An 18,797-nucleotide genomic window follows, 5' to 3' on the forward strand; every position below is an offset into this window, starting at 1 on the left:
TTAATCCGAACAGGAGTGAACGGTGCCGATAGAGGTCGAGTGCGAATGTGGACATCAGATCCGCATTCCCGAGGGGTGGCAGACGGCGTCGACAACCTGCCCGAGTTGTGGAGGCACAGTCGCATTTGCCAATGATGACGCCGCAGGCGATTCGTCTCCGGTTGCCTCTGCGCGGGTTTGTCCGGTCTGTGGAACCAAGTTCCTGCCACGCGAGCATTGGTGCACGCATTGCAAGGCCGAACTGGACGACCTCGCACTATGGCGACGCGATCCGCAACAGGCGGTTGCTGCGGGGAAATGTCCGGCTTGTTGCGGAAACATGCTGCCGCGTGAGACGGCCTGTCCCCGCTGCCAAGTTGTGGTCAAGGACTACCTGGACGGGATCAACAGCGAGTCGGAGCATTCTTCAGGACGCGCTTGCCGAATTTGCGGCAAACGATTACTGCCAAACGAAACCGCTTGTCCGCAATGCAAGACGCCGGTGGAAGTGGTGTAATGGCCTGATGCTGTTACGGCATCACAAATTCGTGTTCACCGGGACGGACTGTCAGGACAGGGCAGGGGGCCTTGCGGACGACTCGTTCGGCAACGCTGCCCAACAGCACATGTGCCAAGCCGCCGCGGCCGTGCGTTCCCAGGACGATCAGGTCTATCTCCAGCTCTTTGGCATAGCGAACGATTTCTAAGAATGGCGGGCCTTGTCGTGTGGCGCGGACGACAGTGTGTTTGGCTGCCCATTCGGGAGCGGGCATCTGCAGCAAAGCCTTTTCGGCGCTGGTCTGCAATTCGCCCATGTAATCACCCGGCGGCGGAAATGCGACCCCCGGATCAGGCACGACCCCCACCAAATCCTGCAGGACGTGTACCACATGTAACTCAGCTTCAAATTGCTCGGCGAATGCGCAAGCGTATGTCATGGCCTCTTCGGAATAGGCGCTGAAATCGGTTGGTACCAAAATGCGTTGTAACTTGATCATAGCTGGCTCCTCGTGATACGGCTGAATCTCACTGCATCCTACCGACCATCGACGGTTGAATTCAACAGCTAGCGAATTCGGTAGCACGATGCTTGGTTGCCAAATTGTGTTTCTACTGCATTGGAACCATCAGGAACTCAATGCGGCACGCGTCCGTTGGACCAACACATTGTCCACGTCTTTTGATCCGCGCAGGTTATAGACGCTCGACGCTAAAAATCGATTTCGCCAAGTCGGCGAGACATGATAATAATCCTCCAAGACGGCCGAACTGAATTTGTAATCGTGCGCGTTCTTGCCTTTCATGAAGATCAGCCGCCGCGCTTCGTCGATCAACGGTTTGACGGGTTGATCGGCGTCGAGGTATCCGAGAACTTTCTCAGCCGCCATGCCGCGATCACTGCTCACGTCGTTGAAGATTTGCGCGAGCGCCGATGAATCCCCCGGCACTGCCGCTGGTTGGAGTTGATCGATCCGCGTGTCGCCGACTTTGCCTCGCCCGTGCATCGCTTCGCGGAACAGCGTTAAGAACGCGGCATTTTGCAAAAGCAGCATCCGCCGGGTTTTGTCGCGGCTGCTGGTGCTAAACAGATACCGCAGCGCATTCGTCGAGGTGACTGCATGCAGCGCCACAATACCGGGTTGGCGGATCAACAGTTCACCCGCTCCGACGAGTAAGGCGTCGTAAATCGATTGCGGAGCAATTCCCTGATTGAGCATCTGCACGACAGCAGCACAAGCGTCGTCGGGTGTTCCGCTCCGCAAGCCTGATAACAAGTCGGTCGTCGCTGCCGAATTGACTTCGCCGCCGGTCCATTCAGCGCGGATGGTTTCGGCCAGTGCCGCGTTGGTTCGCCAAGGGCGATCGGGCGCCAGGTCGCTATCAGCGGGATTGGGTTCGTTGTGGTGGTTGAGCAACGCATACGCTAACGACCGCAACACTGGTTCGGCATTTTGCCAGCCGATACACTGCAGCGTCCGCCAACTGTTGGCGACGTAGATTGCCTTATGTCCGATGCTGCGAAAATCGCGAGCAGCATAGTGCGCGAACAATTCAAACACCTGGTTCGCACCGGCAGTCCGCGCCAAAGCGGCAACAGCGGCATCGGCCCCCGCGACGTCCCAACGATCCATCGCGGTCTTGAACGCTTTGCGGGCTTGGTGCGCAGGGGGAACGGCCGCTTCGTTAACGGCTGCCATCGTCCAGTCCCCTTCGGTGATGTCGCGCTGCTGCGAATCTTTGAATTCGTCCAGCGCCCAAAAAATCGGCAACCAGCGATCCTGAGCGGGAGAAGAGAGGCTTGCCAAGTGCGCCGAATTGACCACGAGCACGGCATGGAATTTAAATCCGACCGACGGCCGCGGTTGCACATTGCGGACACCGGCCAACAGCAGCGCCGCTAAGACTTCGCGATAACTGAGCCCGCCGTGAATCCTCGCCGCGACTTTCTCCAGCAACTGCTCGCGCGGCGTCTCTTCCAGCAATCGAACTGTCGGTTCAATCTCCGCCCCGAAATGAACCTTTGCCGCATCCAATTTCGCCTCAGCCGCAGAGACAGCCGGCAATTGCGCGAGAAACGACGTGCCCGATAATCCAAACAGCCCGGTCGCAGAGGCACCCCGTAAAAAGTCCCGTCGAGTAGCATGTGTAGACATGAGTCGGTCCTCCTGGGGAGAGTTACCGTGGTGGAAACAAAACGCGAATTTGATTGCCCGTCTGGATCATAGCAACGGTAACACTCCGGTCTATAGATTTAAGGATACAACTAAACTTGCCAGAGGAGTGGACAGTTGTATACAATAGGTTTACTCCGGCCGACGGGACGAATTTCTGATATTATGTGTAAACAATTCGTCGCGGAATTTAAAAGCGAGGAGGAGGTGGAGAATGATCGACAGTTCAACGAATGAGAAATTGGTCGTTTCCGGCGATGGCAACGATGGCCCCTATATCATGGTCCCCATCCGGCAGATGGGTGCCGTTTGCGCAGTGCTGGACGACAGCCAGATTTCCTACTGGGTCGATGAATTCGCTATTTCATTGGATGGGGAACCGGAGATTTCTGTGATTAATCTCGGTAAAGGAATTGATAAGCAAGAAGTCCAACGAATACTCGATTGCGCTGCCTAATTATTAGAATTGGATGCACGCATGCCTTTGGTGGATGATATCGATCAATTGCGCAATGACACAGTGGCAGCGCTCAATGACGCTCATGACTACTATTGGAATACATCAGCCGCGTGGCGGCTTGTGCAAAACATGGTTCATCAGGGGCGTTCCATTTTGATTAAAAATGCGCCAACGGGTTCTACGATTCGGGGACCGGAGCTTTCGCTGCTTGGACAAAAGTATGTCGCAAGTTACCTCTCGTCGGCGACCTTCCAACATTTCATCGCGTTGTTTGAATGGTTCGCAGTCGATTTTATGAAGCTGTGGCTTCGTGCCCATCCTGGCTCGCTGGGCAAACAGCAAGTCGATGTTGCCACGATTCTTACATGTCACGACAAATCGGAGATCGTTGAACGGGCCATCGAAAAAAGACTGCTTGACGTCGCCTACGGCCCCATTACAAAGTGGATGAACTACATCGAGCAAACCACCGGCATTTCTTGTCTCGATAGCAATCAAGTGCAACGCCTGTCAGAAATCAAAGCCTCCCGCGACTTGTTGGCACATAACAACGGGATCGTCAATTCGCTCTATCGCGAAAGAGCAGGAGACCATGCTCGCTTTCATGATGGTGACACTTTGGAATTGCCGGCGCATTACCACCGTGAATCGTGGGAATTTATTCGACAGACGGTAAACGACATCGCCGATGCAGGCATCGACAAAATGCAGTCCTAGCCAAAACCTTCACCGCACTCCGTGCCCGCCGCGGTAATCTTTGATAGCGCGGGTTATCGCGTCCAATTCTTCAGCGGTGGGTTTGCCCTGCTTGAGTGCGTGGGTGATGAGCGATGCGGCGGAACCGGAGAAGGCGCGGTTGAGGAGATCCTTAACCAGTCCGCCGTTGGTCCGCTCCCGGTCGATGCGGGCTTTGTAAAGATAGGCCGATCCATGTGCCTTGCGCATCAACAGGCCCTTGTCGGTCATCGTGTTTAGCAAATTCAACACGGACGAATAGGCTCGCGGCCGCCGTCGACCAAGTTGTTCCATCATTTGCCGGACCGAACACGGTTCTTCTTCCCAGAGCACTTGCAGAACTTCGAGTTCTTTGGGTGTAGGATAGGGAAGTTGGGCTCGGGCCATGGGTCTCAAATGCCATGAGGTAACTGACGCAACAACAAGAGCGGAATTCTACTGCGGGCAACGTTACTGTCAACGGCAATTCGTGCGGCGGACGATGCCGTCAGGCGCGTCCCGGCGGAGCTTCTGCCAGTGTAGGACAGTTTTGAATAGTTCTACAAACGTGTTGTAGGGGGAGATTCGTTGGTAGTGCGAAGACCCTCACCCCGGCCCTCTCCCAGAGGGAGAGGGAGAAAAGTTGTAACGATGCGCAGCACCGTAGGATGCGTCGCGACGCACCTTTCTCGCGTAGGACGATCAGTCCCCCTAACCAAGGCGACGCGGCAAAACTTTGTCCGAACATCGTACTGCGAGAATTCAAAAAGTGCACAAGCGATGTGTTGGTATGGAGAACCACTCGGCAGTGCGAAGACCCTCACCCCGGCCCTCTCCCAGAGGGAGAGGGAGGAAAGTTGTAACGATGCGCAGCGACCAACGGGAGCGGCCTATTAAAAACCGAGCGGAAGCTCGCACCAAGCGGCTGAGCCGCCTGAGCCGCCTAGGTGAGTTCGGAGATGATTCTGGCGCTGCCGGGCAGGATGGGGACGGTGGCTCCGCCGGCGCGGCGAATGAAACGGTGCGGGTCGATGCCCAGGTTGTGATATAACGTCGCCAACACGTCTTGGTAATGCACGGGACGGCTTTGTGCTTCGCCGGCGATTTTGTCGGTCGAACCGATCACCTGCCCCGTCGGCATATTGCCGCCGGATAGCAATGCATGGCTAACCCGCGCCCAGTGATCGCGTCCTGCTTTGTCGTTGATTTTCGGTGTGCGTCCGAATTCGCCCCAGACGACAACGGAGACGTCTTGATCCAGTCCGCGGTCATAAATGTCTTGCACGAGCGCCGAGACACCCGTATCGAACAGCGGCAGATGTTTTTTCAAGTGGCCAAAATTATTGCCGTGGGTATCCCAGAATCCATAGGCCACGGTGACGCAGCGGACACCTGCTTCGACCAGTCTGCGGGCGGCGAGTAGTTGATCGTTCCACATCGGGGCTCCGTCGCCCAGATGCTTTGCCGAGCCTTTGCCGTATCGTTCGCGAAGTCGCGGGTCTTCGTTTTCTACGTCGAGCGCGTCGACCAGTTTGCTGGAGGTCAACACGCTGAAGGCCCGTTCGTAATTCGAATCGACGCCGCTCAATTGTTCGTTGTCGACCTGGCGGCGATAATCATCGAGACTAGCAAGTAGTTTTTGACGGTTGTCGAAGCGGCCCCCTTCGATATACCGCAATTTCATACTGGCCAGATCTTCGCCATCGGCTTTGATGCCGGCATGCGTGGGGCCTAGGACTCCCGAACCGGGACTGTTGTAGGGACGGTGTTGCATCGTCGGAAACAGGTCGACAAACGCGGGCGTGACTCCATCGGCCGAGCCGACTTCGTGGGAGATGATCGAACCGAAACTTGGGTGGCCGTCTCGCTCGCTTTCCCCTTTGGGGAAGCCGGTTACGTTTTGAAAGCTGGAATGTTCGTCGCGGAGTCCGACGATCGAACGAATCACCGCGATCTTGTCCATCAGTTGCGCCGTTTTGGGCAACAGGTTTCCGACTTGAATCCCGGGAACGTTACTATCAATCGGGTTAAACTCGCCGCGAATCCCGTCGGGTGCTTCGGGCTTGAGGTCGAAGGTATCTTGGTGCGAAAGTCCCCCGGTCAGGTAGACCATAATCACCGAATGCTTGCGCGTTCCTGTTCCAGCGGCGTCTTCGGCGGCGAGGAGTTGCGGCAGGCTCAACCCACCGACAGCCAGACTGCCAATTTGTAGAAACGAGCGGCGCGACAATCCGTCACAATATGGCGCACTTGATCCCAACAGCGTTAACATCGAAGTCCCTTGAAAACTAGTCGCGGTACAAACGTGCACAACCAAGACAGCGTGCCCAATGCATGCAATATCTTTGATGCTTTCATTCTACGTCATCGGCAAGTTGGGGCATAGTCTACATAAAATGAATTCAGGCCGAATCCGGGTGATTTTGGGGTCGTAAAAGTCATCCTTTTTAAGAAATGACCGCAAGCCACGGACTGTGGATTTTCGGTCCTTGCCGATGTTGCCGCGCTGAAGCAATGGCTGCTTTAGTAATTGCGTTTGCGCAATGCTGAGGACCAACTGGCGCGGTTCTATCGAAGTTAACGTCTGTTCGGAGGTCCGACCCCATAGAAACCCTAAGTGAGCGAGCGAGCACTCTAAATTCGTGAACTATACTTGCAGCGATGATGCGTCGCACCGGATCCAGCCGTGGGGAAACAGGTTGGTAGAAGGCGGCATCACGCTAACGAGTGTGCCTTGCGGGCTGATTGATTCTCCTCGATTTCAGATGTTGGATTTCCTCATGGCGGATATTGCATGGTCGTCGATTCTCGACGATTCATTGGGAAGTTTTACGCTGGCTGAATTGCCGCCGACATTGGAACTCCCGGCGCTACCGCATGCGGTGACGCAATTCACCGAAAAAGCGGGCCAAGACGAAGTCGACTTACTGGAGTTGGCGAAGATCGTCGAGACCGATAACGGATTGACGGTTGAATTGCTGCGGCATGTGAATTCGACCTATGTCGGCCTGCGCAACAAAGCCAAAAACGTACATCAAGCGATGTCGATGTTGGGCCTGCGGCAGTCGAAAAACTTTGTGATCACCACCGGCATGCGAGGAGCGGTGCAGTCACGGCAATCGAAACTGATCAACCAATCGTCGTTCTGGAATGCGAACCTGCAAAAAGCCTTGTTCGCGCGGGAAATTGCCAAACTGCTCAAGACCGATGAAGACGTTGCGTTTTCCGGAGCGCTGCTACAAGATTTCTTGTTGCCGGTGCTTTCCAACGACCTAATGAATGAATACATGCAATTTATTCAAACCCGCGAGCAACAAACGCAAGGCTTGCCGGAATTTGAGCAAGCCGTGTTCGGTTGGGACCACGCCCTCGCCGGTGCTTGTTTGGCGCGGCGGTGGAAGCTGCCCGATGAACTCGTCTGCTGCATGCTGACTCACCATTTTGGACTGCGGATTCTCAGCCACGAAGTTCTAGGACGCTCACCCGCAGCTGCGGTCGCTCTCTCGGCCATGCTGCCCGATCAACTGCGTCAAAGTCGCCTGGGCTTGGATTTGCTGCAACGTCTGCAGACCAAGTGGAAAGCGTTTGATCTGGTGACCATCGCAGAAAGAGTCGACGCGTTGCACGAAGAAAATGCCATGGGTGTCAAAAATGACTTTCCCTTAGCGCGGCGCTGTCAAGCTGCGGCGAACAGCGCTGATGCTTACGCGGATGGAACCTTGACGCGGCTTGCGTCGTAACAATCTAGCTGACCATCTGGACTACTGGTCTCACTGGCGGCTATCCGCTGGCTGTCCGTGCTTTCACGCCGCGCCCATCACACTGCTGGGCAAGCCAGCAGTGGCACCCAAAGTTAAAATGCCGATTCCAGCTCTTCTTGCAATTCGCACCACCGCTCCTCTGCTGCGGCGAGCTTTTCTTCCAGCTCTTTCACTTCATTGTGCAATCGCAGAGCTTCGTCCGGATTGGTTTCGGTGAGCAGTTGTTTGCTGAGCGAGGTTTTCTCGTCATCGAGTCGGGCGATGGCTTTTTCGGTTTTGGATTGCTCTTTGCGAATTTTGCGTTCATCGCGGCGGGCAGACTTCGCGGCAGCCTTCATCGGTTTTCCGGGCAGCGCCTTGGCCATCGACGCATTGCGTTCCCGTTCGCCGTCGTCGATTTCCTTGTTCACCGCGAATAGATACGCATCGTAATCGCGGCCATAGTTGTTCACATGACCATCGCGGACTTCGATGATGCAGGTGGCGACCCGTTTCATGAAGTGCCTGTCATGGCTGGTGAAAATGACCGTTCCCTGATAATCGACCAGTGCCGTTGCCAGCGCTTCGATCGTGTCGACATCCAGATGGTTTCCTGGTTCGTCCAACACGAGCACGTTATGTTCGCCGAGCAACAGTCCCGCCATGCAGAGCCGGGCACGTTCTCCCCCGGAAAGCACCGACACTGTCTTATTGACGGCGCCGCCGCGAAACAACATCGAACCGGCAACTTTCAGAATCGCCTGTAGTGGTGTGCCGGGCAGCGCATGGTACTCCAGATATTGCTGAACGGTTTGATCCGGCGGCAAACTGGTATAAACATGTTGCGCGTAGACGCCCACGTCACAATGATATCCCCAACGCACGCTCCCCGCATGCGGTTTGAGCGAGTCGACCAGTGTGCGCAGAAACGTCGTTTTGCCTTGGCCGTTGTCACCGACAATCGCCGCCCGTTCACCGTATTCGATCTCGATGTTGATTCCCGTCGCCACGGTGTGATCGGGGTATCCGATGGCAAGGTTTTCGCAACGAATCGCTGCCCCCTTGCGCGGTTCGACGATCGGCGTGCGGATAAACGCGTTCGGCTCTTCGCTTTCAATCTCCGTAACCTGCAACCGTTCGAGTTGTTTGGCCTTGGAGCGCGCTTGCGATGCCGTGTTGGCGTTGGCGCGATTTTTGTCGATAAAACGCTGCAGTTGTTTTTGTTTGGAGACCACGGCGGCGTTGGTCCGTTCGTCACGTATCCGGGTCTCTTCGACCATGTCGAGATAGGCGTTGATCGGGCCGGGATACATTGTCAACTTGCCGCGGGTCAGATCCAGCGTGTGCGCGCAGGTGGCATTCAAAAATGCCCGGTCGTGCGAAACAATCAAACAGGCCTGTTTGTAATGCCGTAAAAAGTGCTCTAACAAAATCTGCGTACGGAGGTCGAGGAAGTTTGTCGGTTCGTCCAATAGCAGCAGATTCGGTTCGTGCAGCAGCAGCGCGGCGAGCTTGACCCGCGTTTGCCAACCACCGGACAGCTCTTTGACGGGGCCTTCGAGATAGGCGCCTTTTAACTCGAATTCGCCGGCGACTTCGCCGCACTTCCAATCGGGTTGCTCGCTATCGCGCATCAGAAAATCGAGCGCGGACTCGCCCGGTTCGAACGGATCATGTTGACGCAAATAGCCGAGTTTGAGTTGTGGATGGCGAATCACTTCACCGCTATCCAGCTCCTCATCCCCCAGCAGAATCCGCAACAACGTCGACTTACCGGCACCATTGCGGCCGACAAACCCGACTTTGACGTCGTCGATTATCGTCGCTTCGGCGCCGTCCAGGAGCGTCTGTTCACCATAACTCTTGTGAGCGTCTCTAATTTGCAGCAATACAGCCATTCGATCTCAGAGTATGCTTTCAAAATACGTTTTCGTGATTGTCTTTTCAGCGCAGCGGGAGGGCGAAGCTTCTGCTGAGCCGTTTTTTCCACTGAGCGTGAAGCGCCCTACTTGTTTTGGCAAGCGTCTTGGTCCATGGCGGCTCGGCAGGAGCCTTGCCCCTGCCATTTTGAAAAGCGATCTCAGTTCTCTACTTCACATCAGGGGGGCACGCGGCTGATAATAAAGGCTCAGGCGGCGGCGGTAAAGGCGGGAGCGGTTTGCTCTGAGTCCTCACCCTGTGCAGGATCAAGTCGGCTGGCTACCAAATTGCCGGGGATTTGTTAAAACAGGCTTTTGCTCGGCGCGGTTGTCTGCGCGCGGAGGCGGGCGGCAGAGGGTATGAATTCACCGATGTGCAACTGGCGGAGACCTTTCACGCGTGGCAAGGAAGAAGAAAACTGATCCCGGCAAGGCCGTCGAAGAGACGACGCAGCGGGTCGGTCGGCAAATATTCGCACAATTGGAGCGGCGGACGCCCTCGATTTTTGAGCGGCGGTGGTGGGACGACCGTATCCTCTCGTGGGCTATGTCCGACGAGTCGGTGAAGGTACAGATGTTCCGCTTCATCGACGTGCTGCCGATGCTGCACACGCGGGAATCGATCACGCGGCATCTACAAGAGTATTTCGACGAGGTCCGCACCCATTTCCCCAAAACGGTCCGCTTGGCGCTCGATGTCAGTCAACCCGATTCATTGCTGGGACGGGCATTGGCCTTTGGAGCACGGAGCAATGCGCGGCGGATGGCCGAGCGATTTATCGCCGGGACGACCGTCGATGAAGTCTTGACCTCCGTCAGCCAACTCCGCCGCCGTGGTTTCGCTTTTTCGCTCGATTTGCTGGGCGAAGCGGTCATCAGCGAGAACGAAGCGGAACTGTACCAGCAGGCCTATTTGGACCTGATTGCCGGTTTGGCGCCGACGGTCAATGAGTGGCAAGAGAATACAAAGATCGACGTCGATCCGCAGGGCCCGGTGCCGCGGATCAATGTTTCCCTCAAATTGTCCGCCCTGTACAGCCAATTCAAACCGATCGATCCGATTGGAACCAGTGCGGGGGTCAAAGAGCGGTTGCGGCCGATTTTGCGACAGGCCCGTGAAAACCATGGCTATGTGCATGTCGATATGGAGCACTATGCCTACAAGGATCTCACGATCGAGATCTTCAAACAGGTGCTGATGGAACCGGAGTTTCGCGACTATTCCGATGTGGGAATCGTGATTCAGGCCTATTTGCCTGATGCCGAACGGGACTTGGCCGATTTGATCAAGTGGTCCAAAAAACGGGGCACGCCGGTTTGGGTGCGATTGGTCAAAGGGGCGTATTGGGATTTCGAAACGGTGCATGCCCAAGCCGCCAATTGGCCGATTCCGGTTTATCAACAAAAATGGCAATCGGACGCCGCTTTTGAGCGCTGCACGCGGATCTTGATGGAGAATCACCAATATCTGCGTCCGGCATTTGGCAGCCACAACCTGCGGAGCTTGGCACACGCGATCGGCTGGGCCGAAGAGTTGGGCATTCCGAAAAACGCGTTTGAAATTCAAATGCTGTATGGCATGGGCGGCGAGCCGGCGCAGCTGTTTGCCGAGCAAGGCTATCGCGTGCGGGCTTATACGCCCTTCGGCGAGATGATTCCCGGCATGGCCTATTTGGTGCGGCGATTGTTAGAAAACACCTCGAACGATTCGTTCTTGCGGGCGAGTTTTGCGGAAGACGTTTCGGTGGAGAATTTACTGATGAAACCTGATGATGTCGGCGCCGCGGCGCCACCGCTGGAAGAGACCCCGATGCCGGAATTCGTGAACGAACCACTGACCGACTTTAGCCGCCCCGAATCCCGCGACGCCATGCAACAGGCGATCGATGAAGTGGAATCGCAATTGGGCGAAGATTATCCGTTAGTGATTGGTGGACGGCGGATAGATACACGGGAAATGATCATCTCGCGCAATCCTGCCGATAGTGCACAAGTGGTGGGTAAAGTCGCCTCAGCGACCGACGACGATGTGCTAAACGCCATCGATGCGGCCCGCGATGCTTTTCGCCTGTGGGCGGCGACCGAAGCGAATTATCGAGCGGAATATGTGGAATTGATCGCGGACAAAATGCGTGAGCGGCGTTTTGAATTGGCTGCCTGGATGGTGTTCGAATGCGGCAAACCATGGGCCGATGCGGATGCCGATGTCGCCGAAGCGATCGACTTTTGCAATTACTACGCCGGACACATGCGGACTCTGGCCGAGCCGCAGCAATGCGATGTGCCGGGTGAAGAGAACACCTATTTCTACAAGCCGCGCGGCGTGGTGGCCGTCATCGCACCTTGGAATTTCCCGCTGGCCATTTTGACCGGCATGACCGCCGCGGCCATCGTCGCCGGGAATACCGTGATCATGAAACCGGCCGAACAATCCTCGGTGATCGCCTCGAAGTTGATGGAGATCATTGAGGATGTGGGGATCGACCGCGGCGTGGTCAATTACCTGCCCGGCGTTGGTGAGGATATTGGTGCGGACTTGGTCGGCAGCCCCGATATTGCCCTGATCGCCTTCACCGGTTCTCAAGAGGTCGGTTTGGCAATCAACGAACAGGCCTCGGTCGCCGATGACCGGCAGCTGAGCGTCAAGCGGGTGATTGCGGAGATGGGTGGCAAAAACGCCATTATCGTCGATGAGGATGCTGACTTAGACGAAGCGGTCGTCGGCGTGATGCACAGCGCCTTTGGATACTCGGGCCAAAAGTGCTCCGCCTGTTCGCGAGCAATTGTGCACGAAGCAGCCTACGATGATTTTCTACAACGGTTGGTCGGTGCGACAGAGAGTTTGAAAATCGGCAAACCGACCGATCCGGCAACAGCGGTCGGACCGGTGATCGATGAAGAAGCACAGCAGCGGATCCTGGAGACGATTTCCGAAGCCAAGGAAGAGGAGATCGAAGTCGCGCTGGAATGCGATCTGGGCGATTTGGCCGAGTCGGGCTATTACGTGCCGCCCACCATTTTCTGCGACGTCGATCCCGACTCGACGTTGGCCCAGGAAGAAATCTTTGGCCCCGTGTTAGCGGTCATTCGCGCAGCCGATATTGACGAAGCACTCGAAATCGCCAACGGCACGCGGTACGCCCTGACCGGCGGCGTCTTTTCCCGCAGCCCGGAAACACTCAAACGGGTCCGGCAGCGGTTTGACGTGGGCAACCTGTATTTAAACCGCGGCATCACGGGAGCCATGGTCAACCGCCAACCCTTCGGCGGCTTCCGCATGTCGGGCATCGGCTCCAAAACGGGCGGTCCGGATTACCTGCAACAGTTTTTACTGCCGGTGAACGTGACGGAAAACACGATGCGACGCGGGTTCGCGCCGGAGCCGGATGCGGAGAAGTAGGTGGTGAGTGGCCAGTGGCCGGTGGTCAGTGGCCAGAAGCCCCCCCGGCAGAGCCGGGGGCTGAGGAAATTTTGACGCCCCATATTAGCCCCCGGCTTTGCCGGGGGGCGGGGTGGACGCTGGCGGAGTGGGCCATTTCCGATGCGGTCGGCAGAATTTGCCTTGGAATTCGCGTGTTAAAAGGGCCAGATGCCTTCGGCTTGCCAGCGGGTGATATCTTCGGGTCTGACGCTATCGAACGCTTCACCTGCTAATTCTCCATCATCATACCTAAATCGGTATTCTCGGTACCGAGGCGTCGCAAGCCCATCGACTTCAAGCAGGATGAAACGGGTGAGATGGGAATCACTTTTCAGGAATCGGAATTCTCGGAACTTAGCGGAAGGCGAGTCACCGACTGAAAAAGAACTTGCGAGCATGCCGTCTCCCACTTCGTAGACCCACCCCGACGTCGTATCAGAAATTAGGGCAACGACGTGTAAAGGGTCGACCGCAACGGTGGGGTCGTCCTGTGCATACTGTTCCAATATGTCGCCAGCTGAAGCGGGACTCAGGTCGATGATCTCTTGGATCAAGCGCGCCTTGTCTTCCGCCGAGGGGGCGCGCTTTAACTGCGACATCAAACGCCGTTGGCGATAACTGGGATGCATCGCTACGACTACCACCAACACGATCGCAATCGCTGCGGCGATGTAGATCCCCCATTGTTTCATGAGCGCTTGCCTTCGGTAGCATGAAAAACGGCCCGCGAATTTCACTAAAAAATCGCGGGCCGTTTTTGATTGCTGACGGGAATTAGTGTTGGAACAGGAATTCCTTCGAGTTCAACAGGGCCCACCCGACGTCTTCCAACGTCATACGGCGTTCTTTGTCCTTGGTGTCGCCGACATGTTTTATGGCGGCGGCCAATTCTTCTTCGGCAGGTTGGCGGCTGAGGGCAGCCAGGTACAACTCGGTGATGATTGTCGCATTGTCTTTGCCGGCGGCGATGGCTGCGGCGATGCGGCCTTTGTCGTCACGCAACTTGTTGTGCACGACCGGTCCGTTGATCATTTGCAGGGCTTGCGACAGGTTCGACTCGTTGCTGCGTTCGCAGGCACAGGCCATTTCGCGTTGCGGTTGGCCGAAGATCTTCAAGAAGTAGTGATCGGTGGGCGGATCAGGCAATTCGACGGCACGGAAACCGACCGGCAGGCCTTTGAAGTTTTCCGGAACCGAAGTCACTTGGCAAATCGCGTCGAGCAACTGTTCGGCGCTGAGCATGCGGGTGCCGGCGTGCGAGTTGTAGATTTCGTCGGTGTCGTTGAAATCGTTTTTCCGCGAACTGAGCTGGTACGTCCGGCTGTTCATGATCGTGCGAATCGCCCATTTGCGGCTGTAGTTGTTGGCAATGAAATCTTCAGCCAACTTGTCGAGCAGCGGCGCGTTCGAGGGGGGATTGGAATCGCGGAAGTCGTCGACCGGTTCGACGATGCCCCGTCCCATCAGATGTCCCCAAATGCGATTGACGGCCACCTTGGCGAAGAAAGGGTTGTCCGCAGCAGTCAGCCACTCGGCGAAGACTTCGCGGCGATCCTGGCCCTCGGGAACATCGACGTCTCCCTTGAGCAACAGGTGCGGCTTCATGGTTTGTCCGGTCCGCGGTTGTTTGACCTCACCGGAGTTGCTGACGAAGATGATTTCGTCGTCCTTCTCGAAACCGGTCTTGCGACCGACGCGAGCGAAGACGGCGCCAATGCCGTAGTAATTGTCCTGCGTCCACTTCTCGAAGGGATGGTTGTGGCATTTGGCACATTGAATGCGAATGCCGAGGAAAAGTTGGGCTGTGGTTTCGGTAGCGTCCAACGGATCGCGACTGGCCCGCCAATAGTTGGCCGGCGGGTTCTCAAACACGCTGCCCTGTGCGGTTAACAGTTCCCGCGTGAATTGGTCAATCGGTTTGTCGGTACGGACAGCATCGTAAATCCAACGGCGGAATTTGTGCACGCCTTTGGCATTCAGCTTTTTGCTATTGGACCGCAGAATGTCGCCCCATTTGAGCGTCCAATACGATGCGAAATCGTCGGTGTCCAGCAAATGGTCGATCAGCAGAGCGCGTTTGTTTTCCTCCGAACGGCTGAGGAAGGCTTGTGATTCCTCAATCGTGGGGAGCCGTCCCGTCGTATCCAGGTAGGCGCGGCGGAGGAATTCCTCATCCGAACAAAGCTCCGATGGCAGGATTTGTAGTTGGTTCAGTTTGGCGAAGACCAGCGAATCGACGAAGTTGTTTTCCGGAGGATTGTTCCAGGCAAACCCTTCGACGTCATCCAAGAAGGTGATGTAGGAGGTCTCCATTTTGTCCAAATAGCGGACCAGCACGGCGGACTCGCCGCGTGTGTGTTTCGAAACCAGACCCGCGTCACCCACCGTGGCGACCGATTCGTTGGACGAACTATAGACGGCAATGGCCGTGACGTCGCGGACAGTGCCATCGCTGAAATGGGCATCGACGCGGAGTTGTTGGCGGTCGCTGCCGGGTTGGAAGACGCGTTTGCTAGGGAAGACTTCGACCTTCACGACGTCTGGGACGGATTCGGCATCGAGCCGCAATCCTTCGCCAATCCAATCGCGGAGGATCTTGTAACCGGGGTCGGTTTTATGAAGTCGCCGTCCGCCGCCATGGGCGACTTGCATCAGCGGTTTAGTGAGAATCAGACTTTCTTCCGGAGCCATCGCATTGGTGCGGCGACCGAAGAATTCGGTGCGAAGCGTGACGATATCGAGCGCCGGATCATAGCCACGCAGCGACAACCGAAAACCAGCTTTGCCGGAGGGGGAACCGTGGCAGGCACCCATGTTGCAACCCGCTTTGGAGAGGGCGGCGATGGTGCCGTTTTTGAAGCTGACCGGTGAGGGCGTTTCCATCCCGGCGACTGTGACGGCGATCTTGGCGGTTTGCCCGCCGGCGGTTGCGGTGATTTCCGCCGTTCCGTTGGCGACCGGCAGAGCGACACCGTCGACGACTTTGACGATGGCTTCGTCGGACGACGTGAACTCGGCGGCTCCCGTCAAATCCCGGACGTTGTTTTCGGAGAGGATGCCCGACACCTGCAATTGCTGCGTCGCCCGGGTCCCGTTGAGTTGGACCTGCGCCGGTTCCAAAACGAGTTGGGACGGATTGCCGATCTCTTGTCCGCCCCAAGCCACAGGGCATGAGGCCAAAAGCAGAGCCATGCCACAGCACATGATCAGGGACGGAAACCGGAGTTTCTGTTCGGGCAGCCGCATGACTCGTATCTCCATGTGATTTGAACCTAAATTCGTGTGCGGGGATTCCGTACCGGGCGATTTCACAATTCTGCGATTCGTTGTTGCCGTCTTACTCTGTTACTGCACCGTCAATTCAAAGGCTGGGGATTTCCCAGGAATTTTGGTTTTGCCAACCAGACCTTCACCCTGACTTATCGTATTTTTCACAATTCCGACAGCAGCGTCTGCAGCGGCAGTCAATTCGACTTCCACCTCGTTTTTGCCAGCCTCGATTGTGGCCGGTGCTGCGGTGACCCCTTTGGGTAGATTAACAAATGTTAATATGATGGGGCCAGTGTAAGCCGGGTTTCGCACGGCGGTGACCTTCATTTTGGCTTTGGCACCGCGTGCAATCGTTATATTTTCCGCTTTGAGCGAATAGGGGGCCTGCAATCTGATGCGGATTCCCGGAGCGGCTTGTGAACTGCTGGCTTTGCCTTTTTTACCGGTTCCTTTGAGCACGATGGTGAATTCGCCCAGCGGCGCTTTGGTTTTGGCCGAGACAACGATGGCGATTTCGTTTTTGCCCTTCTCAATCGGCTTGGCTGCGACGGCAACTTCCGGGGGCAGACCAGCTTTGGCCGGCTCGACTGCCAGGGCGATTGCTTCGCCAAAGTCTTTGGTACGATTCGCCTTAACGGTCACCGTTGCACTGAGATCCGGGCCAAGGACGACCGTGGCCGGATCGCTGGTCAGAGTAAAGAAGTTTGGTGCAGGTGCTGCCGCTAGGGCGACTTTCTCCGACAGGTTGAGCGGAGGCCAGGGCATGGCACTGAATAGGCCTTGTTGGGCGGTGGTGGCGGTGGCAACGGCTCGGTAATCGGCGTTGCCAATCTTGGCTGTGCCGATGAGGCGAATCTCGGAGATTGCTCCAGCGGCGGTTGTGCCGTTTTGAATCGTGACGACCGCATTGGGTCGGCCGGGACCGATAACGGCTGGCGTTACGGTCACTCCCTCGGGCAGGTTTTCGCCGGAGATTTCAATCGGTCCGTTGTAGCCGCGGCGTGTGGCGGTCACAGTGACGAACGCGGTTCCGCTGGCCGGGACATTGATGGTTTCCCCAGAGGTCGACAAGTCAAAACCGGGCTGATAGGGGGCCGTGGTGATGCGGTAGGCGAACTCCGGTCCGCCGCGGCGATGCAGGTCTTGGACTTCCAAGACATAATCTCCATCAGCGGGAAAAGTGTGATTGATCAATGCGTCGTTTTTTCCGGAATCCTCGGCGATCGCCAATTGTTTGCCGGTCGCATCCAACAGACGGACGTGCAAGTCGGTTGGAGCTCCCTGGCGGCGGGTGATGCCGGTGAAGAGAAATCGCTGCCCTTTGGCTGCCTTAAAGATAAAGCGATCAATATCGCCGGGGGTTTCGAAACGCCCGTTGATGTTGGCTCCTAATTCGACGCGGGTCGCTTGCGACTGGTCGTTGTTCGGTTCTTGTTCGACTGCTTCATCCTGGGGACTGACAGCCAACACGGCGAAGCCGCTGCTTTGACCATCCGCAGATTTTGCAGCCACCGGGATCCACTTGATGGACGGGTCGGAGGGGACGTTGACGCTGACCGGTTGTGCGTCGCGGAGATGGCTGCCGGCAAATCCAATTGTGGCGGTCGTGCCCGCTTTGGCCCCCATGGGATAGGGTGCACTGACGCAAGGGAAATCGCCAATGCGCAAACGATAGCGATGTCCTGCGCCACCGGTGTAACTGATGTCGCGTAGCTCGACGAAATATTCACCGGCGTCTTTGAAGGTGTGGCAGAGACGGGCATCGCCCATTGTGCCGGCTGCGTCGTCGCTATAGGCCAACTCGCGTCCGGTGGCATCCAAAATGCGAATCAACGGGTCGAGCGGCGAACCGATGCGGCGGGCCAGGACTTCAAACGAAACTGTTTGTCCCTGCTCGACGGAGAACTTGAAGTAGTGCCGCGCGAGGGCATCGACTGTCCCATCGACCGCGATGGGTAAGCTTAACGGTTGAGCGGCACCGGTGGAGTTGTTTGGTTTTTTCTCAGCCACCGACGCCAAATCGTCGACCAGAAATAAGACCGGTTTAGAAACACCGGTGGGAGTCACGGCACGAATTGCATGGATCCCGGCGGGGGTTCCTTCGGGAACGGTGATGCGATAGGTCACTTGAGCGGCGTTGGTGCCGTTGTCTTTCACATCGGGAGATAAGGCAGCTTCGGCTGGAAAGCTGGTCCAGAGTTGCGTGGGACCGGCAAGGCTGCCTCCCTTGAGCACAACATCGACGGCAGCGCCCGGCATAGCCGCTTGGGGGGAGGTTGAGGTAATGGACGGTTGTTGAGCGGAGACAATTGAGGGCAGGGCGATCACGGCACAGAGCAGGAACCCGGTCATCGAGAAAAAACGGGCGGAAACCGTCATCGGCACATACTCCGGAATGAAAACGCGGGGCGTGATGGTGTTCGCTTTAGAAATCGTCGAAAACGATTCCTCGATCACGAACTTGGGGAGTCGACATCCGTCGCCAACACATCTGTGGGAAATCGCAACAAGAGGCTGTTGAGTGTCTAGGAACAGCCGACAAAGTCGCAACACATCATCCTATCATCATAAGTTGACGCAACCCCATTCGTCAAAGGAAAAACGGACTTTCAGGTCAATCTT

13 protein-coding genes are annotated in these 18,797 nt (G+C 56.5%); 5 read left to right on the top strand and 8 right to left on the bottom strand.

Going from position 1 to position 18,797, the window contains the following annotated elements:
• Positions 1–22: 22 nt before the first annotated feature.
• Positions 23–496, top strand: a complete 474-nt coding sequence (locus tag Mal52_RS23715) for a hypothetical protein (protein WP_145378996.1) — start codon at positions 23–25, stop codon at positions 494–496.
• A 13-nt stretch (positions 497–509) separates the two neighbouring features.
• Here Mal52_RS23715 and Mal52_RS23720 read toward each other — a convergent pair whose 3' ends face one another.
• Positions 510–977 (bottom strand): universal stress protein, encoded by a 468-nt coding sequence (locus tag Mal52_RS23720; RefSeq protein WP_145378997.1) that lies wholly within the window; start codon positions 975–977, stop codon positions 510–512.
• Positions 978–1,106: 129 nt separating this feature from the next.
• Positions 1,107–2,633: a hypothetical protein gene (locus Mal52_RS23725; protein WP_145378998.1), complete on the bottom strand. Its 1,527-nt coding sequence runs from the start codon at positions 2,631–2,633 to the stop codon at positions 1,107–1,109.
• A 232-nt stretch (positions 2,634–2,865) separates the two neighbouring features.
• Here Mal52_RS23725 and Mal52_RS23730 point away from each other — a divergent pair, with 232 nt between their 5' ends.
• Together Mal52_RS23730 and Mal52_RS23735 are read left to right on the top strand one after the other, a co-directional pair.
• Positions 2,866–3,108 carry a hypothetical protein gene (locus tag Mal52_RS23730; protein ID WP_145378999.1) on the top strand — a complete coding sequence of 81 codons (243 nt, stop codon included), beginning with the start codon at positions 2,866–2,868 and terminating at the stop codon, positions 3,106–3,108.
• Between the two features lie 21 nt (positions 3,109–3,129).
• Positions 3,130–3,828, top strand: a complete 699-nt coding sequence (locus tag Mal52_RS23735) for a hypothetical protein (protein ID WP_145379000.1) — start codon at positions 3,130–3,132, stop codon at positions 3,826–3,828.
• Between the two features lie 9 nt (positions 3,829–3,837).
• Here the strand turns inward: Mal52_RS23735 and Mal52_RS23740 are convergent, their stop codons facing one another.
• Positions 3,838–4,233 (bottom strand): BlaI/MecI/CopY family transcriptional regulator, encoded by a 396-nt coding sequence (locus Mal52_RS23740; protein WP_145379001.1) that lies wholly within the window; start codon positions 4,231–4,233, stop codon positions 3,838–3,840.
• Between the two features lie 535 nt (positions 4,234–4,768).
• Positions 4,769–6,097 carry a DUF1501 domain-containing protein gene (locus Mal52_RS23745; protein ID WP_145379002.1) on the bottom strand — a complete coding sequence of 443 codons (1,329 nt, stop codon included), beginning with the start codon at positions 6,095–6,097 and terminating at the stop codon, positions 4,769–4,771.
• A 508-nt stretch (positions 6,098–6,605) separates the two neighbouring features.
• On the opposite strand from Mal52_RS23745, the gene Mal52_RS23750 reads away from it, so the two are divergent.
• Positions 6,606–7,565 carry an HDOD domain-containing protein gene (locus Mal52_RS23750; protein ID WP_145379003.1) on the top strand — a complete coding sequence of 320 codons (960 nt, stop codon included), beginning with the start codon at positions 6,606–6,608 and terminating at the stop codon, positions 7,563–7,565.
• A gap of 113 nt (positions 7,566–7,678) precedes the next feature.
• Here the strand turns inward: Mal52_RS23750 and Mal52_RS23755 are convergent, their stop codons facing one another.
• Positions 7,679–9,463 (bottom strand): ABC-F family ATP-binding cassette domain-containing protein, encoded by a 1,785-nt coding sequence (locus Mal52_RS23755; protein WP_145379004.1) that lies wholly within the window; start codon positions 9,461–9,463, stop codon positions 7,679–7,681.
• 421 nt (positions 9,464–9,884) lie between these two features.
• Between Mal52_RS23755 and pruA the strand changes: the two genes are divergently transcribed.
• Entirely contained in the window at positions 9,885–12,884 is a 3,000-nt protein-coding gene (gene pruA, locus Mal52_RS23760) for an L-glutamate gamma-semialdehyde dehydrogenase (RefSeq protein WP_145379005.1), read from the top strand.
• Between the two features lie 176 nt (positions 12,885–13,060).
• On the opposite strand, the gene Mal52_RS23765 is transcribed toward pruA, so the two are convergent.
• The 3 genes from Mal52_RS23765 to Mal52_RS23775 all read right to left on the bottom strand — a co-directional run bounded on the left by Mal52_RS23765 (position 13,061) and on the right by Mal52_RS23775 (position 18,554).
• Positions 13,061–13,597, bottom strand: a complete 537-nt coding sequence (locus Mal52_RS23765) for a hypothetical protein (protein ID WP_145379006.1) — start codon at positions 13,595–13,597, stop codon at positions 13,061–13,063.
• An 82-nt stretch (positions 13,598–13,679) separates the two neighbouring features.
• Positions 13,680–16,151, bottom strand: a complete 2,472-nt coding sequence (locus tag Mal52_RS23770) for a DUF1553 domain-containing protein (RefSeq protein WP_231962428.1) — start codon at positions 16,149–16,151, stop codon at positions 13,680–13,682.
• Between the two features lie 99 nt (positions 16,152–16,250).
• Positions 16,251–18,554, bottom strand: a complete 2,304-nt coding sequence (locus Mal52_RS23775) for a hypothetical protein (RefSeq protein WP_145379007.1) — start codon at positions 18,552–18,554, stop codon at positions 16,251–16,253.
• Between the last annotated feature and the right edge of the window lie 243 nt (positions 18,555–18,797).

This window comes from Symmachiella dynata, assembly GCF_007747995.1.
Classification (GTDB): Bacteria; Planctomycetota; Planctomycetia; order Planctomycetales; family Planctomycetaceae; genus Symmachiella; species Symmachiella dynata.

What these genes read in the sequence shown, in the direction of transcription:
- Mal52_RS23765 (WP_145379006.1), bottom strand. Translation starts at nt 13,597, where the DNA reads ATGAAACAATGGGGGATCTACATCGCCGCAGCGATTGCGATCGTGTTG.
- Mal52_RS23750 (WP_145379003.1), top strand. Translation starts at nt 6,606, where the DNA reads ATGGCGGATATTGCATGGTCGTCGATTCTCGACGATTCATTGGGAAGT.
- Mal52_RS23720 (WP_145378997.1), bottom strand. Translation starts at nt 977, where the DNA reads ATGATCAAGTTACAACGCATTTTGGTACCAACCGATTTCAGCGCCTAT.
- Mal52_RS23730 (WP_145378999.1), top strand. Translation starts at nt 2,866, where the DNA reads ATGATCGACAGTTCAACGAATGAGAAATTGGTCGTTTCCGGCGATGGC.
- Mal52_RS23770 (WP_231962428.1), bottom strand. Translation starts at nt 16,151, where the DNA reads ATGCGGCTGCCCGAACAGAAACTCCGGTTTCCGTCCCTGATCATGTGC.
- Mal52_RS23735 (WP_145379000.1), top strand. Translation starts at nt 3,130, where the DNA reads ATGCCTTTGGTGGATGATATCGATCAATTGCGCAATGACACAGTGGCA.
- Mal52_RS23745 (WP_145379002.1), bottom strand. Translation starts at nt 6,097, where the DNA reads ATGTTAACGCTGTTGGGATCAAGTGCGCCATATTGTGACGGATTGTCG.
- Mal52_RS23775 (WP_145379007.1), bottom strand. Translation starts at nt 18,554, where the DNA reads ATGACGGTTTCCGCCCGTTTTTTCTCGATGACCGGGTTCCTGCTCTGT.
- Mal52_RS23755 (WP_145379004.1), bottom strand. Translation starts at nt 9,463, where the DNA reads ATGGCTGTATTGCTGCAAATTAGAGACGCTCACAAGAGTTATGGTGAA.
- Mal52_RS23725 (WP_145378998.1), bottom strand. Translation starts at nt 2,633, where the DNA reads ATGTCTACACATGCTACTCGACGGGACTTTTTACGGGGTGCCTCTGCG.
- Mal52_RS23740 (WP_145379001.1), bottom strand. Translation starts at nt 4,233, where the DNA reads ATGGCCCGAGCCCAACTTCCCTATCCTACACCCAAAGAACTCGAAGTT.